At 70.2% G+C, this 14,231-nt stretch carries 17 protein-coding genes; 3 read left to right on the top strand and 14 right to left on the bottom strand.

The features are described 5' to 3' along the window. Window position 1: 1 nt before the first annotated feature. The 11 genes from nuoK to U5911_RS00630 all read right to left on the bottom strand — a co-directional run bounded on the left by nuoK (window position 2) and on the right by U5911_RS00630 (window position 9,051). Window positions 2-307 carry an NADH-quinone oxidoreductase subunit NuoK gene (gene nuoK, locus U5911_RS00680; RefSeq protein ID WP_336034407.1) on the bottom strand — a complete coding sequence of 102 codons (306 nt, stop codon included), beginning with the start codon at window positions 305-307 and terminating at the stop codon, window positions 2-4. After that, window positions 307-618, bottom strand: a complete 312-nt coding sequence (locus U5911_RS00675; protein ID WP_336034405.1) for a proton-conducting membrane transporter — start codon at window positions 616-618, stop codon at window positions 307-309. The genes nuoK and U5911_RS00675 overlap by 1 nt, the downstream gene beginning before the upstream one ends. Next, window positions 615-884, bottom strand: coding sequence for an NADH-quinone oxidoreductase subunit J (locus tag U5911_RS00670; RefSeq protein ID WP_336034404.1), 270 nt, complete (start codon window positions 882-884; stop codon window positions 615-617). Before U5911_RS00670 ends, U5911_RS00675 begins: the two co-directional genes overlap by 4 nt. A gap of 61 nt (window positions 885-945) precedes the next feature. Further along, window positions 946-1,407 carry a NuoI/complex I 23 kDa subunit family protein gene (locus U5911_RS00665; RefSeq protein WP_336034403.1) on the bottom strand — a complete coding sequence of 154 codons (462 nt, stop codon included), beginning with the start codon at window positions 1,405-1,407 and terminating at the stop codon, window positions 946-948. Further along, entirely contained in the window at window positions 1,404-2,483 is a 1,080-nt protein-coding gene (locus U5911_RS00660) for a complex I subunit 1/NuoH family protein (RefSeq protein ID WP_336034402.1), read from the bottom strand. The genes U5911_RS00665 and U5911_RS00660 overlap by 4 nt, the downstream gene beginning before the upstream one ends. Next, entirely contained in the window at window positions 2,484-4,160 is a 1,677-nt protein-coding gene (locus U5911_RS00655; protein ID WP_336034401.1) for an NADH-quinone oxidoreductase subunit D, read from the bottom strand. Next, window positions 4,157-4,864, bottom strand: coding sequence for an NADH-quinone oxidoreductase subunit B (locus tag U5911_RS00650; protein WP_336034399.1), 708 nt, complete (start codon window positions 4,862-4,864; stop codon window positions 4,157-4,159). Before U5911_RS00650 ends, U5911_RS00655 begins: the two co-directional genes overlap by 4 nt. Beyond that, window positions 4,854-5,258, bottom strand: a complete 405-nt coding sequence (locus tag U5911_RS00645; RefSeq protein ID WP_336034397.1) for an NADH-quinone oxidoreductase subunit A — start codon at window positions 5,256-5,258, stop codon at window positions 4,854-4,856. The genes U5911_RS00650 and U5911_RS00645 overlap by 11 nt, the downstream gene beginning before the upstream one ends. Window positions 5,259-5,469: 211 nt before the next feature. Next, window positions 5,470-6,081: a 5-(carboxyamino)imidazole ribonucleotide mutase gene (purE, locus tag U5911_RS00640; RefSeq protein ID WP_336034396.1), complete on the bottom strand. Its 612-nt coding sequence runs from the start codon at window positions 6,079-6,081 to the stop codon at window positions 5,470-5,472. After that, window positions 6,078-7,250: a 5-(carboxyamino)imidazole ribonucleotide synthase gene (locus tag U5911_RS00635; protein ID WP_336034395.1), complete on the bottom strand. Its 1,173-nt coding sequence runs from the start codon at window positions 7,248-7,250 to the stop codon at window positions 6,078-6,080. The genes purE and U5911_RS00635 overlap by 4 nt, the downstream gene beginning before the upstream one ends. 94 nt (window positions 7,251-7,344) lie before the next feature. Beyond that, window positions 7,345-9,051: a flippase activity-associated protein Agl23 gene (locus tag U5911_RS00630; RefSeq protein ID WP_336034394.1), complete on the bottom strand. Its 1,707-nt coding sequence runs from the start codon at window positions 9,049-9,051 to the stop codon at window positions 7,345-7,347. A gap of 144 nt (window positions 9,052-9,195) precedes the next feature. Between U5911_RS00630 and ribH the strand changes: the two genes are divergently transcribed. Further along, window positions 9,196-9,597, top strand: a complete 402-nt coding sequence (gene ribH, locus U5911_RS00625) for a 6,7-dimethyl-8-ribityllumazine synthase (protein ID WP_336034392.1) — start codon at window positions 9,196-9,198, stop codon at window positions 9,595-9,597. A gap of 1 nt (window position 9,598) precedes the next feature. Next, on the top strand, window positions 9,599-10,741 hold the full coding sequence (locus tag U5911_RS00620) for a pyridoxal phosphate-dependent aminotransferase (RefSeq protein WP_336034389.1): 1,143 nt from the start codon (window positions 9,599-9,601) through the stop codon (window positions 10,739-10,741). A 30-nt stretch (window positions 10,742-10,771) separates the two neighbouring features. Here U5911_RS00620 and U5911_RS00615 read toward each other — a convergent pair whose 3' ends face one another. The 3 genes from U5911_RS00615 to U5911_RS00605 form a co-directional block, all read right to left on the bottom strand. Next, on the bottom strand, window positions 10,772-11,203 hold the full coding sequence (locus U5911_RS00615; RefSeq protein ID WP_336034388.1) for a hypothetical protein: 432 nt from the start codon (window positions 11,201-11,203) through the stop codon (window positions 10,772-10,774). 121 nt (window positions 11,204-11,324) lie between these two features. Then, a complete protein-coding gene (locus U5911_RS00610; protein ID WP_336034387.1) occupies window positions 11,325-12,578 on the bottom strand; it encodes a Glu/Leu/Phe/Val family dehydrogenase in 1,254 nt (417 codons plus the stop codon). Between the two features lie 70 nt (window positions 12,579-12,648). After that, on the bottom strand, window positions 12,649-13,503 hold the full coding sequence (locus U5911_RS00605) for an HpcH/HpaI aldolase/citrate lyase family protein (RefSeq protein ID WP_336034386.1): 855 nt from the start codon (window positions 13,501-13,503) through the stop codon (window positions 12,649-12,651). Here U5911_RS00605 and U5911_RS00600 point away from each other — a divergent pair. Next, window positions 13,454-14,041 carry a MaoC family dehydratase gene (locus U5911_RS00600; RefSeq protein WP_336034385.1) on the top strand — a complete coding sequence of 196 codons (588 nt, stop codon included), beginning with the start codon at window positions 13,454-13,456 and terminating at the stop codon, window positions 14,039-14,041. The genes U5911_RS00605 and U5911_RS00600 overlap by 50 nt on opposite strands. Window positions 14,042-14,231: the final 190 nt, after the last annotated feature.

Genomic DNA, 14,231 nt, shown 5'->3' with positions numbered 1-14,231 from the left:
CTTACCACCTCATCGTCGTTGCCTTCCGCACGTCGATGTCGTCGAAGTTCCGGTACAGCACGAGGATGATGCCGAGGCCGACGGCGACCTCCGCGGCGGCGAGCGCCATCACGAACAGGCTGAACACCTGCCCCGTGAGGTTGCCGTAGAAGTGCGAGAACGCGACGAAGTTGATGTTCGCGGCGTTCAGCATCAACTCGACGCTGATGAGGAACATCAGCGCGTTCTCGCGCGTGAGCACGCCGAACACGCCCGTGCAGAACACGGCCGCGGACAGCAGGAGGTAGTACTCGACGGCGACCGCCATTACTCGCCGTCACCCCCTTCGGCGTCCCGCGTCGCGAGCAGCACCGACCCCTCGAGCGCGGCGTCCAGCAGCAACGCGATGATGATGAACGCCGCGAGGAACCCCTCGCTGCTGGGCGCCGTCTCGCCGGCCACGTCCAGCAGGCCGAGGAGCGCGTACCCGATGGTCGCCGTGATGTTCACGTCGCCGAAGCCGACCGCGTCACCGAACCCGGCGCCGACGAACACGGCCGCGAGCACGACGAACAGCGCCACGGCGACGACCCCGGGCACGAACGTCGACGGGTCCCGCAGTTCCGGTCGCGTCGTCATGCGTTAGTCACCTCCCCTGTACCTCTCTCTCGACGTGTGAGCATCACCGCGAACGTGATCAGGATGAGGACGCCGCCGACGTAGACGAGGATCTGCATCGCGGCGACGAACTCCGCCTGGAGCATCACGTAGTGCACGGCGAAGCTCAACAGCGACCCGCCGAGCAGGAGCGCGGAGTGCCACACGTCCCGCACCAGTACAGCGCCCAGACTGCACGCTATCGTCACCAGCGCGAACAGCCCGAACGCGAGTATTTCGTACACCATTTCAGTCACCTTGTCGTTCGCAAATACGCCCTTTGTAGGTTTCGAGACGGGCGCGAGTCCGTTACTGGTAGTCGACCTCGCCTTCGCCCTCGCCGACCCACGCACCACGGTCGGGTTCGCGGGACGCCAGGGGGTCGAGGTCGTTGTACCACGGCACGTTCTTCAGCTGTTCCTTGTTGAACACGAGGTCGTGTTTCGTGTCGCCGGTGAACTCGAAGTTCTCCGTGAGGAGGATGGCGTCCACCGGGCAGACCTCCTCGCAGAGCCGGCAGTAGATGCACTGGCCGACGTGGAGGTTGTACTGCTCGCCGTTGCGCTGCTTGTCCGTGACGATCTGGATGGTGTCGTTCGGGCAGACGTTCTCGCACTGCCGACACCAGATGCAGCGCTCCTGGCTGAACTTGTGGATCCCGCGGAAGCGCGGGCTGACCTCCGGCGCTTCGTCCGGGTACTCGACGGTGAACGTCTCGCCGTCGAGGGCGTGTTTCATCGTCGTCGCCATCGATTTCAGGAGTCCGATCATAGTCCGGTCACCCCGAGGATCGCTGCGGTGAGCACGAGATTGGCGAACGAGAGCACCAGCATGCCCTTCCAGCCGATCTCGATGAGCTGGTCGATGCGGACGCGCGGCACCGCCGAGCGGCACCACTGCGTGAACAGGAATACCGCCCAGATCTTGATGACGAACCAGACGAACCCGGGCAGGAACGGCCCCGCCGGGCCGCCGAGGAACAGCGTCGCCACGATGGCGCCGCCGAGGAAGATGTGGACGAACTCGCCGAGGTAGAACAGCACGAAGTACACGGAGGAGTACTCCGTCTGGTAGCCGCCGATGATCTCGGTCGGCGCCTCGGGCGTGTCGAATGGGTTGCGCCCGACCTCCGCGAGGTTCGCCACCATGAACAGCGCGAACGCGAACGGGTTGACGAACGCGAACCACGCCGGGATCCGGACGCCGGCGAGGGTCACGAGCGTCGTGTTCTGCTGGATAGCGACGATCTCGCTCATCTGGAGCGTGCCCGTGAACAGCACCACCGACGCGGCGGTGACCACGAGCGGGATCTCGTAGGCGATGTTCTGCGCGACGGCCCGCAGGCCGCCCATGAGGCTGTACTTGTTGTTCGAGGCGTAGCCGCCCATCAGCAGGCCGAGGCTCGCGATGGACGCCACCGCGAAGACGAACACGAGCCCGGTCTCGGGGTCGGCGAGCTGGATGCCGTTCCCCATCGGGATGACGGCGAACGCCAGCAGCGCCGACGCCGCGAGCACGACGGGCGCGAGGTCCCACGCGGGGCGGTCGGCGCCCTCGGGGACGATGAGCTCCTTCGAGAGCAGGCGGACGGCGTCCGCGACGATGATCAGCAGGCCGAACGGGCCGACGCGGTTGACCGCGATGCGGTCGGTGAACGCGGCGGTGATCTTCCGTTTCGCCCACGGTCCGGCGACCGCGGTCATCGCGAGCATGATGTTCCCGATGAGGAACGCCGCGAGGAACATCGAGACGAGTTCGCCCGCGAACCCGCCGATGCCGAGCAGCTCGTTGATGGTGTCCGGCAGCGGCGTCGCCGTCGCGACGGCGTCGAACAGCACCGGCGTCATCTAGCGGTCCACCTCCCCGAGGATGACGTCGAGGCTGCCGAGCGTCGCGACGAGGTCCGGCACGTACTCGCCGGAGGACATCTCCTGGAGCGCCGAGAGGTTGCAGAACGCGGGGCTCCGGATCTTGAAGCGCGCGGGCTTCTCGGTGCCGTCCGAGCGGATGTAGATGCCGAGTTCGCCCTTCGCGCCCTCGACGGCGCGGTACGTCTCCTTGCCGGCGTCGGGCTTGAGCGTGCGCGGGACGTTGGCCTGGATCTCGCGGTCGTCCTCCGGCCAGTCCTCCAGGAGGTCGACGCACTGCTCGATGATGCGCGCGGACTGCTCAATCTCGCGCATCCGGACGAGCAGGCGAGCGTAGTTGTCGCAGCCGTCCTCCGTGACGACGTCCCAGTCGAGTTCCTCGTAGTAGCCGTAGGGGTCGTCGCGGCGGAGGTCGTAGTCGATGCCCGAGCCGCGCGCGACCGGGCCCGTGACGCCGTAGCTCTTCGCGACGTCGGGGTCGAGGTAGCCGGTGTCGACGGTGCGGGACTGGAGGATCTCGTTCTCGGAGATGAGGTCGTGGTACTCGTCGAGCTTCGCCGGGAGGTCGTCGAGGAAGTCCCGGACCTTCTCGAAGTACTCCTCGCGGGGCTCCGGGACGTCCCAGACGACGCCGCCGAGGCGGAGGTAGTTGAACATCATGCGCTGGCCCGTGAGGTCCTCCAGGAGGTTCTGGACGATCTCGCGGTCCCGCATCGCGTACATGAAGATGGCGGTGAAGTCGCCGTAGATGTCCAGACAGAACGTCCCCGTGGCGAGGAGGTGACACGCGATGCGGCACATCTCCGCGGACATCGTCCGGACGACCTGCGCGTACTCCGGCACCTCGATGTCCGCGAGGTCCTCGGCGGTGCGCGCGTACGCCCACTCGTTGATGATGCCGCCCGGGCCGTAGTCCCAGCGGTCCGGGTAGGGCATGATCTGGTAGCGGTACGTGCCCTTCTCGGCCATCTGCTCCTCGCAGCGGTGGAGGTAGCCGATATCGGGGTTGACGTCCGCGACCTGCTCGCCGTCCAGGACGGTCTCGACGTGCAGGACGCCGTGCGTGGCGGGGTGGTGGGGACCGATGTTCAGGAACATCGTGTCCGAGTCCTCGCCGCCGCGCGCGTGGTCCTCGAGGGGGTTCTTGTTCTCCTCGAACGTGACGATCTGGGGCTTGTCCTGGTTGTAGTCCTTTCCCAGGGGGTGGCCCTGCCACGTGTCGGGGAGGAGGATGCGCTCGAGGTTCGGGTGGTCGTCGTACTGGACGCCGACGAGGTCGTACGCCTCGCGCTCGTGCCAGTCCGCCGTGCGGAACACCGGTTCGGCCGTCTCGCTGACCGGTTCGTCCCGCGGCGTCGGGACGACGACGCTGACCTCCTTCGTGGGGTCGTCGTACTGCTTGAGGTGGTAGATGGACTCGAAGCGGTCGTCGTACTCCTGGGCCGTGACGCAGGACAGGTGGTCGAAGCCCGCGTCGTCTCTCAGCGTGGAGAGGACGTCCTGGACCGCGTCGGCGCGCACGACGTACGCGTCGGCGTTGCCGTGCTCCTCGCGGTCGAGGACGCGGTCGCCCAGCAGGTCCGCGACGGCGTCGCCGTCGACCTCGCCGGCGTCGGTCGTCGGGAGGTCGGCCTGTCGTTCTTCCTGCGTGCTCATGGCGAATCAGCCCAGTTGTACCGCATGACGAGCGTCTCCTCGTCGATCTCCTCTGAGAGCTTCTCGACCATCTCGTCGCGCTCGAGGTCGCCGAACTGTTCGAGCTCGTAGGGCTTCACCGTGACCGGCGACGACTCGCCGTTCGCGATGCGCTCCTGGAGTTTGACGACGCCGTAGACGAGCGCCTCCGGCCGCGGCGGGCAGCCCGGGACGTGGATGTCCACAGGGATGACCTCCTCGGCGCCCTTCACGACGTTGTACCCCTCCTGGAAGGGGCCGCCGGAGGTCGAACAGTTCCCCATGTTGACGACGAACTTCGGCTCCGGCATCTGGTCGTAGACGCGCTTCATCCGCGGCGCGAACTTCGAGACGATCGTCCCCGGGACGATCATCACGTCCGCCTGCCGCGGCGACGCGCGGGGCACGCCGGACCCGAAGCGGTCGAGGTCGTGTTTCACCGCGTAGGTGTGCATCATCTCGATGCTGCAGCACGCGATCCCGAACTGCAGCATGAACATGCTCGACCCGCGGACCCAGTTCATGAACTTGTCGAACTTCGTGAGGATGAACGGCGTGGAGCCGAACGCCTCCCGTAGCTTCGAGTTGAACCGGTTGTCGACCCCCTCGCCGCTGCGGGCCTCGCGGGTCTTCGTCAGCGGGTCGCTGGTCCCCGTGATACTGTCTCGTGGTTGGTCACTGCTCATGTGGTTTGCCTCCGTGCCGTGGCGTCCGCACCCACCGGACGGCGCCCTTCCGCCACGCCCACGCGAGCCCGACGACGAGCACGCCGATGAAGACGAGCATCGGCAGCAGCGCGCGCGTCAGACCGGCGGACTGGACGGCGTCCTGGTAGATGACTGTCCACGGGAAGATGAGGACGGTCTCGATGTCGAAGACGACGAACAGCAGCGCAACCATGTAGTACTGGATGTTGAACTGGATGCGCGCGTCCCCCGTCGGAACCTCGCCACTCTCGTAGGTGGCTCGCTTCCCTTGTTCCGGCACGCTGGGTCGCAGGAGTGCAGAGACGGCCATCATCCCGACCGGGATGAGCACGCCCACGAGCGCCAGCATACCGATGGCGATCCATGGATTCATAGGAGTGTCTCCGTGACGAGCGAGGGTTCGAACCGCACGCCCATAAACGTTGATTTATGCCTCAGCGGCCGGAGGCGCCCGAATTCGGGGGTTTCAGGCCGACTCGACGCGTCGGCGGTCGCCGAGTGCGTCGGCGCCGAGACTCCCGGACGCGCCGGCGAGCGCCGGGAACGGCGGCCGTCCGACGCGCCCGGTTTCCGCTCGCCGGATTTCAGTCCCGAGTCTCGCGGAAGCCGGGAGTGCCCCGCTCGTGTAGTTCGCGGGAGACGTCGGCGACGCCCGCGCTCTGGTCGTCGTAGAGGGCCCGGAGGCGGTCGGCGAGTTCGGGGTCGCTCGTCGCGAGGAACTGCGCGGCGGACAGGCCGGCGTTGTAGGACTTCCCGGCGTCGACGGCCGTGATGGGCGCGCCCGTGGGCATGCCGATGACGGAGTCGACGGACTTCTCCTGGACGGGGACGCCGACGACCGGAATCGGGTACGCCAGCGACGCGGTCATGTTCGGGAGGTCAGCGGACTTCCCGCCGGCGCCCGCGATGACGACGTCGAGTCCGCGGTCTGCGGCGGTGTCGGCGTACGCGTACATGAGGTCGGGCGTGCGGTGCGCGGAGACGACCCACGACTCGAAGGAGTGCCCCTCAGGGGGGTCGTCGTAGTCCGTGACCTCCGCGAACCCGAGGTCCGTGAGGGCGTCGTGGGCGCCCGCCATCACGTCGAGGTCGCTGTCGCTGCCCATGACGACGCCGACGTCCGGCGTCTCCGCGGTCGGTCGGTCGCGCGCTGCCTCCGCTTCGAACAGGTCGATGAGGTCGTCGACGGTGGTCATGTTTCGGGTGTGTCCTCGTCGGTGGGGTCGCGGAACGAGACGGCGTCGCGTGCGGCACGGGCGCGCACGAGGAGGTCGCCGCGGTCCTCGCCGACGGCCGTGACGTGCCCCATCTTCCGCAGGGGGCGGACCTCGCGCTTGCCGTACCAGTGCAGGGAGACGCGGCCGTCGCGGAGCGCGCTCGGCGCGCCGGCGAGTTCGGCCGGCCGCGGCTCGCCGTCGGGGTCGCCGAGGACGTTCGCCGTCACGGCGGGTTCGCGGAGGCCGGTGTCGCCGAGCGGCAGGCCGAGCACGGCGCGAGCGTGCTGGGCGAACTGGGACGTGTAACAGCCCTCGATGGTGTAGTGGCCGGAGTTGTGCGGCCGGGGCGCCACCTCGTTCACCAGAATCCGCCCGTCCACCTCGAACAGCTCCACGCCGAACACGCCGCGGCCGTCGAGCGCCGCCAGCACGTCCCTGGCGACCCTCGTCGCCTCCTCGCGGACCGCCTCGCTGGTGCGCGCCGGCACGACCGACTCGCGGAGGATCTCCGCCTCGTGGACGTTCTCCGCGACGGGGAACGTCGCGGTCTCGCCGTCGCCGCTCGCGGCGACGACCGACAGCTCCCGCTCGAAGTCCACGAGCTCCTCGGCGACGTAGCCGTCGAGGTCGCCGAAGGTCTCCCGGGCGTCCTCGACGGACTCGACGGGCGCGTTCCCGCGGCCGTCGTAGCCGCCGGTCCGGGCTTTCAGCATCAGGGGGCGGCCGAACTCCGCGAACGCGGCCTCGAGGTCCTCGGCGCCGTCGACGGGTCGGAACGCCGGGACCGGGACGCCGGCGTCCGCGAACGCGCGGTTCTGCACGAGCTTGTCCTGGATGGTGCGCAGCGTCTCCGGCGACGGGTGGACGGGCGTCCCGGTGGCGTCGCGCACGGCGGCGAGCGCGTCCGGGTCCGCGAGCTCGATCTCGTAGGTGAGGACGTCCGCGCGCTCCGCGAGGCCGCGGACCGCGTCCTCGTCGTCGAAGTCGGCGACGACCTGGTCGGCCGCAGGCGGGCACGCCGGGCAGTCCGGCGTCGGGTCGAGCGCGACCACGTCGACGCCGAGCGGGCTGGCCGCCTCCGCGAGCATCCGGCCGAGCTGGCCGCCGCCCACGACCCCGATCGTCGCTCCGGGTACGGGCACCGTCATCACGCCGACGTTCCGGCTACACCTGCATAAGAATTGCCGAACTCGACCGCGTGTTGTGCACGAACGTGGTGTGTCGGGGGCCGCGTCGGCGACGTCAGGGGGCGTCGTACCCGGGCGCGTTCTCGTCCACGAAGACCACGAACACCGTGTTGTACGACGTGAGCTCGTACGTCCGCGACTCGTAGCCGTCCAGCAGCGGCGCGACCTCGTCGTAGTGTTCGGCGCGCGCTATCACGACCGGCGCCTCGGTGCCCTCGACGGTCGTCGCGTTCGCCGCCGCGGCGTCCGTCGCCGGCTCCCGGAGTCGCGTCGTCGACGCCGTCTCGGCGCCCGCACGCTCCGTGTACCAGGGCAGCGGCAGCCGGTGGAACCAGTTCGTGTCGGCGACGCTGGCCGGGTCCGTCGTGTCGGTGTCGGCGGGCGCCTGGAAGTGGCTGCCGTAGTACAGCACGTCCGTGCCGTCGTTCCGGGGCGCGACGCGCTCGATGCGGTCCAGCGTCGGGCGCATGTCGCTGGCGGGCTGCCCGAACTGCACGAGTTCGTTCTCGTCGTCCTGGGGCATCAGGTACGACGTCTCCGCCGTGACCGCGCCCATCTGGCCGGCCGCGGCGACGAGGACGACGGCGGCCAGCGCCACGCTGACCGTGTCGCCGTCCGCGTACGCCGACCGGCCGCGGTCCACCACGACGCGGACGCCGACCGCGGCCGGCACCGCCAGCGGCACCACCGCGTGGGTCACCGACCACACGCCCGAGATGTCGGTGGCCGCCGGGTAGACGACGACTGACGCGATCCCCCAGTACGCCGCGAACTGCACGAAGTCCCGGGGGTCCTCGGCGGCGTACCGCTCGGCGAGGAAGCCGACGACGGCGAGCGCGCACAGCATCAGGGAGGCCGCGCCGAGGGTGCGCACCGCGTCGAACAGGAACGAGACGTAGCTGTGGTCGCGCGACGCCGCGCCACCCACTCCCCACGTCCCCCAGAACTCCGACCACGCGCCGACCGACCCCGCCGCGACGACGCCCGGCAGCCGCGTCGGGTCGCCGAGCGCCGCGTAGATCTCGGGGCGCGGCGCGTAGAACGCCACGAACACCACGAGGAACGCCGCGAGCCCGCCGGCGACCGCGCGCCGCCGCGCGAACGCGCCCGCCGCCGCCCGCCCGAGTTCGGCGTGGAGCGCGCTCGCCGCCGTCCCCTCGCGGCGGCGCGCGGTGAACAGCCGCGCGTCCAGCAGGAGCGCGCTCGCGCCGACGAACATCCCCACGTACACGAGCGCGTTCTCCTTGGTCGTGAACGCCAGCCCGAGGAACGCGCCCGCCGCGACCAGGTAGCCGCCCCGGTCGGTGTCCAGCGCGCGCACCGCGAACCCGAGCGCGGCGACGGCGAACGCCGCCACCAGGACGTCGTTGCGCATGAACCGCGAGTAGTAGACCAGGACCGGGTTCGCCGCGAGCAGCGCCGCCAGCGCCACCACCTCGACGTCGTCGAGGCGCGTCCGGAACAGCCACGCTGTCGCCGGCAGCAGCGCGCCGACGAGCGCGACCGGCGCGCGAGCCACCGCGTCGCTCGCCCCGAACGCGCCGAAGAGGAACTCGTTGACGTGGAAGAGGAACGGCCCGTGGACGAACGCGCGGTAGTGGTACTCCCCGGACGCCTGGTACTGGAGCACCCAGTACCCGACGCGGGCTTCGTCCCAGTGGAAGATGCGGTCGCCGAGCAGCGCGAACCGGAGCGCGAGCGCGAGCAGGACGGCGACGGCGACGCCGGCGGCGGTGCGGCGGCGTCCGAGGGCGGCGGCCATGGTTCGTTCGCCGAACGGAACGGCGAGCATACAAACTTTCCGTGTGCGAGTCGGCAGCCGCGACCGGCATCACTGCGCTCGGTCGCGCCCGGCATTACTGTGCCGAACGGTAGGCATTTGGTCGCCCCCGCAGTCGGGGCGTGTATGGTGAGTCTCGGGCTCGTCGTTGCGGAGTTCAACCGCAGCGTCACCGAACAGATGGAGTCGGTCGCCCGCGAGGCGGCCGACGACGCCGGCGCGGACGTGGCCGCCCTCGTGCGCGTGCCGGGCGCGTACGACGCGCCGCTGGCGGCCGACCGGCTGGCGCGGCGCGACGACGTCGACGCCGTCGCGGTCGTCGGCGCCATCGTCACCGGCGACACGGACCACGACCAGGTCATCGGGCACGCGACCGCGCAGAAGCTCACGGACGTCAGTCTCGACCGCGACACGCCAGTCGCCTTCGGCGTGTCCGGGCCCGGGATGTCCGGCGCGGAGGCGCGCGAGCGCGTCGAGAAGGGGACCGAAGCGGTCGACAGCGCGATTCACCTCGCGGAGGAACTCTAAGATGAACTACAGCGACAGAGTGCGGCGAGTGGAACCGAGCGCGACGCTGGCGGTCAGCAACCTCGCGAGCGAACTCGAGGCCGAAGGCGAGGACGTCGTCGACCTCTCGGTCGGCGAACCCGACTTCGACACGCCGGAGAACGTCAAGCGAGCCGCGGCGGACGCCCTCGACGCCGGCAACACCGGCTACACGCCGTCGAACGGCATCCCGGCGCTCAGGGAGGCCATCGCCGAGAAGCTCCGGGGCGACGGCCTCGACTACGAGGCTGGGAACGTCATCGTGACGCCGGGCGCCAAGCAGGCGCTGTTCGAGACGTTCCAGGCGCTCGTCGACGACGGCGACGAGGTCGTCCTGCTGGACCCGGCGTGGGTGTCCTACGAGGCGATGGCGAAGCTCGCGGGCGGCGACCTGAACCGCGTCGACCTCTCCCCGCACGGCTTCCAGCTGGAGCCCGCGCTCGAGGACCTCGCGGCGGCCGTCTCCGACGACACGGAACTGCTCGTCGTGAACTCCCCGAGCAACCCGACGGGCGCGGTGTACTCCCGGGCGGCGATGGAGGGCGTCCGCGACCTCGCGGTCGACCACGACGTCACCGTCGTCTCCGACGAGATCTACCAGCAGATCAACTACGGTCCCGAGCACGTCAGCCTCGCCGGCCTCGAGGACATGTTCGAGCGAACCGTCACCATCAACGGGTTCTCGAAGGCGTACGCGATGACGGGCTGGCGGCTCGGCTACCTCGCCGCGCCGGAGGACCTCGTCGCGCAGGCCGGGAAGGTCCACTCGCACTCGGTGTCGTCGGCGACGAACTTCGTCCAGCACGCCGGCGTCGAAGCCCTCCAGCACACCGACGACGCCGTGTCGGAGATGGTCGACGCGTTCGCCGAGCGCCGCGCGTTCCTGCTCGACCGGCTCGCCGACCGCGGCGTCGACGTGCCGGAGCCGGAGGGCGCGTTCTACGCGATGCTCCCCGTCGACGAGGACGACGAACAGTGGTGCCAGGACGCCCTGCGGGACGCGCACGTCGCCACGGTCCCGGGGTCCGCGTTCGGCACGCCCGGCTACGCGCGCGTCTCGTACGCCGCGAGCAAGGAGCGCCTGGGCGAGGCCGTCGACCGCCTCGCGAGCGAGGGCTACCTGTAGCGGGCGCTCCGGTCCGCCGCTCCGGGTGAGCTACCTCTCGCCAGCCGCGAGGCCGGCGAACGCGACGACGGCGAGTTCGACGCCGGCGGCGGCGCTGGTGCCGACGGTCGTCGCGGCCGCGAACACCAGTCCGCGCGACCCGGAGCCGAGGACAGTCAGCACGGCGACGTTCGCGACCAGCGCTGCGGCCGTCGCGACCGCGAACGTCGCGGCGGCGACCACGCCGCGGTCGTGGGCGTCGGCCGCGCGCGACCCGGCCCAGTACGCGGTGCCGAGGAGGAGCGCGTAGACGAGGACGAACGCGGCGAAACGGCTCCCGAGTACGTACTGCGTGACGTCGCGCGCGGAGACGTCGACACCGAGTTCGAGCAGGAGGACCGTGACGTGCCGCCGGAGGGCGAAGGGGACGGCGACCGCGCCGGCGACGAGCGGGACGACGAGCGAACCTGGCCTGGAGGGCATCGTCCCGGACCGCGACCGCGAGGCAGATGAGCGTTTGGCCGTCGGGACGATCGGGTAGCGGTGGGAACGAGCGTTTGGCCGTCGGGACGATCGGGTAGCGGTGGGGACGAGCGTTTCGCCGTCAGGGCCAGGAGCCGCTGCCCTCGTAGGCGTCGACGACGCGGCGGACCGCCACGACGTACGCGGCGGTGCGGAGGTTCCGGGTGTCGTTGGCCTCGTGGGCGTCGATCATCGCGTCGAAGGCGTCGGTGATGACCGCCTCGAGTTCCTCGTTGACGCGGTCCTCGGTCCACTGGAAGCGCTGGCGGTTCTGCACCCACTCGAAGTACGAGACCGTGACGCCGCCCGCGTTCGCGAGGATGTCCGGGACGACGTGGACGCCGCGCTCGGTGAGCACGTCGTCGGCGGTCGGCGTCAGCGGCCCGTTCGCCGCCTCGACGACGACGTCCGCCTGGACCTCCCGCGCGAGGTCGCCGTCGATGGCGTTCTCCAGGGCGGCGGGCACGAGCAGGTCGACGTCCAGCGTCAGCAGGTCCTCGTTACCGAACTCCTCGGCGGCGCCGTCGTAGCCGGTGACGCTGCCGGTCTGGCGCTTGAAGTCCTTGACGTCCCGGGTGTCGAGGCCGTCGGGGTCGTGGACGGCGCCCGAGGAGTCCGAGACGGCGACGACGTCCGCGCCGAGGTCCTCGATGAGTTCCGCGGCGACCGAGCCCGCGTTCCCGTAGCCCTGCACGGCGACGGTGGCGCCGGCGATGTCGCGGTCGAGGTAGTCGAACACCTCGCGGGCGGCGAACATCGTCGACCGCCCGGTCGCCTCGACGCGCCCCTCGCTGCCGCCGTTCTCGAGGGCCTTCCCCGTGACGACGCCGGGCGCCGTGGTGTTCTCGAGTTTCTCGTAGGTGTCCTTGATCCAGTTCATCTCCCGCTGGCCGGTGTTGACGTCGGGGGCGGGGATGTCCTTGTCCTCGCCGACGAACGGCCGGAGCTCCTTCGCGAACGCCCGCGTGATGCGCTCGAGTTCGCCCGCCGAGTACTCGCTGGGGTCGATGACGATGCCGCCCTTCCCGCCGCCGTAGGGGACGTCGACGACCGCCGTCTTGTACACCATCCAGCCGGACAGCGCCTTCACCTCGTCGCGAGTGACGCCGGGGTGGTAGCGGATGCCGCCCTTGTACGGGCCGCGGTCGCCGTTGAACTGCGAGCGGAAGGCCCTGAACGTCTCGATGGAGCCGTCGTCCATCTCGACGGAGAGCGTCGTCTCGAGCACGCGCTCGGGCTGCTTGAGGCGTTCGAGGACGTCGGCGCCGACGTCCAGGTGCTCGCTGGCGTCGTCGAGTTGCTCCTGGAGGCTCTCGAATGGGTTCGTCTCCGTCATTGTTCCTGGGAATCATGGGGGTCGGCAAAAGCGTGGCGACTTGACTATCAAAGGCAGTAATTTAAGGTGGTTAGTCGTCCTTAGCCGCCTCCGCGCGTTCGACGACGCGCTCGGCCTGCGCCACCAGCGGCGCGTCCACCATCTCGCCGTCCACGCGGAAGACGCCCCGGTCCTCGGCCGCCGCCTCGTCCCTGGCGGCCAGGACGCGCCGCGCCCACTCGACGTCCTCGGGTGCGGGCGTGAACGCCTCGTTGATCGGGTCGACCTGCGCGGGGTGGACGGCCATCTTGCCGTCGTAGCCCAGCCGGGCGGCGAACGCCGTCTCCTCGCGGAGGCCGTCCGTGTCCCCGATGTCGGTGTACACGGTGTCGATGGCGTCCACGCCCGCGGCGGCCGCGGCGAGCACGACGTGCTCGCGGACGTGCAGGACTTCGGTCCCCTCGTCGGTCCGCGTCGCACCGACGTCCGCGGCGAGGTCCTCGGCGCCGAACACGAGCGCGTCCGTCGGTCCGGCGTCCGCGATCTCCTCGGCGTGCAGCACGCCGCGCGCGGACTCCACGAGCGCCAGCACGGGGACGTCGACGGCGTGCTCGTCGAGCAGGCGGCCGAGCGTCACCACGTCGTCCGCGCTCGCGGCCTTCGGCAGCATGACGGCGTCGAACTCCGGGTGCTGGCCCGCGAGCACCGTGTCGAGGTCGTCGCCCGCGCCCCCGCCGACGGGGTTCACGCGCACGCACACCTCGCAGTCCGGGTCGAACCCTGGGTCCGAGAGCACCGACTGGACGGCGGTCCGGGCCTCCGTCTTCCCCGCCGGCGCGATCGCGTCCTCCAGGTCGAAGACCACCACGTCCGCGCCCGTCCCGGGCGCCTTCCGCATGAGCTCGGGCTGGTCGCCGGGCGAGAACAGCACGCTTCGTCGAGCCATACGCGACCACGCGTCCGGCGCGTCCTTGTACTTTTCCGGAGGCGTTTTGCCGCGGCCCCGCGACCACTCGCGCATGCCCGGACGCTACTACGAGGAGTTCGAGGTCGGGGAGACCATCGAACACGAGAAGCGCCGCACCGTCTCCGAGGCCGACAACCAGCGGTTCTGCGACGCGACGATGAACCAGCAGCCGCTGCACCTCGACGCCGAGTTCGCCGCGGACACGCAGTTCGGCGAGCGCATCGTCAACGGCCTCCTGACGATGAGCCTCGCCGTCGGCATCACCATCCCGGAGACGACGGACGGCACCATCGTCGCGAACCTCTCCTACGACGACGTCGAACACCCGGCGCCCGTGTTCCACGGCGACACCGTCCGCGTGCAGTCGACGATCGCGGACAAGCGCGAGACCAGCGACGGCGAGCGCGGCGTCGTCACTTTCCACGTCGAGGTGTTCGCGGTGAACCGCGAGGACGAACCGCTCGTCTGCGAGTTCGACCGCACGGTGCTCTCGCTGAAGCGCGAGCACGCCGCGTAGCCGCCGCGAGCCGCGGCACGTCCTCGCACACCGGGGAAGCGCTTTTGCCGGTCCGGCGGCGCCGTCCAGTGTGCTCGACTAGACGTCGTCGCACCCGCCGCGCCGTCCTCGTCCGCGCCGTCCTCGTCCGTGACGGCCTCGTCCGCGACGGCCGCCGGACGCGCGCCGGGTTCTCGCCGTGCCGCCCGCC

Source organism: Halobacterium yunchengense, from assembly GCF_037031165.1.
GTDB classification, from domain to species: domain Archaea; phylum Halobacteriota; class Halobacteria; order Halobacteriales; family Halobacteriaceae; genus Halobacterium; species Halobacterium yunchengense.
This window is presented reverse-complemented; position numbering and strand designations above follow the sequence as displayed.

Excerpts from the sequence above, each read along its gene's own strand:
- U5911_RS00645 (WP_336034397.1), bottom strand. The coding sequence starts at position 5,258 with ATGAATCCATGGATCGCCATCGGTATGCTGGCGCTCGTGGGCGTGCTC.
- U5911_RS00660 (WP_336034402.1), bottom strand. The coding sequence starts at position 2,483 with ATGACGCCGGTGCTGTTCGACGCCGTCGCGACGGCGACGCCGCTGCCG.
- U5911_RS00610 (WP_336034387.1), bottom strand. The coding sequence starts at position 12,578 with ATGACGGAGACGAACCCATTCGAGAGCCTCCAGGAGCAACTCGACGAC.
- U5911_RS00635 (WP_336034395.1), bottom strand. The coding sequence starts at position 7,250 with ATGACGGTGCCCGTACCCGGAGCGACGATCGGGGTCGTGGGCGGCGGC.
- U5911_RS00630 (WP_336034394.1), bottom strand. The coding sequence starts at position 9,051 with ATGGCCGCCGCCCTCGGACGCCGCCGCACCGCCGCCGGCGTCGCCGTC.
- U5911_RS00655 (WP_336034401.1), bottom strand. The coding sequence starts at position 4,160 with ATGAGCACGCAGGAAGAACGACAGGCCGACCTCCCGACGACCGACGCC.
- U5911_RS00605 (WP_336034386.1), bottom strand. The coding sequence starts at position 13,503 with ATGGCTCGACGAAGCGTGCTGTTCTCGCCCGGCGACCAGCCCGAGCTC.
- U5911_RS00665 (WP_336034403.1), bottom strand. The coding sequence starts at position 1,407 with ATGATCGGACTCCTGAAATCGATGGCGACGACGATGAAACACGCCCTC.
- ribH (WP_336034392.1), top strand. The coding sequence starts at position 9,196 with ATGGTGAGTCTCGGGCTCGTCGTTGCGGAGTTCAACCGCAGCGTCACC.
- purE (WP_336034396.1), bottom strand. The coding sequence starts at position 6,081 with ATGACCACCGTCGACGACCTCATCGACCTGTTCGAAGCGGAGGCAGCG.
- U5911_RS00600 (WP_336034385.1), top strand. The coding sequence starts at position 13,454 with ATGAGCTCGGGCTGGTCGCCGGGCGAGAACAGCACGCTTCGTCGAGCC.
- U5911_RS00620 (WP_336034389.1), top strand. The coding sequence starts at position 9,599 with ATGAACTACAGCGACAGAGTGCGGCGAGTGGAACCGAGCGCGACGCTG.
- nuoK (WP_336034407.1), bottom strand. The coding sequence starts at position 307 with ATGGCGGTCGCCGTCGAGTACTACCTCCTGCTGTCCGCGGCCGTGTTC.
- U5911_RS00650 (WP_336034399.1), bottom strand. The coding sequence starts at position 4,864 with ATGAGCAGTGACCAACCACGAGACAGTATCACGGGGACCAGCGACCCG.
- U5911_RS00670 (WP_336034404.1), bottom strand. The coding sequence starts at position 884 with ATGGTGTACGAAATACTCGCGTTCGGGCTGTTCGCGCTGGTGACGATA.
- U5911_RS00675 (WP_336034405.1), bottom strand. The coding sequence starts at position 618 with ATGACGACGCGACCGGAACTGCGGGACCCGTCGACGTTCGTGCCCGGG.
- U5911_RS00615 (WP_336034388.1), bottom strand. The coding sequence starts at position 11,203 with ATGCCCTCCAGGCCAGGTTCGCTCGTCGTCCCGCTCGTCGCCGGCGCG.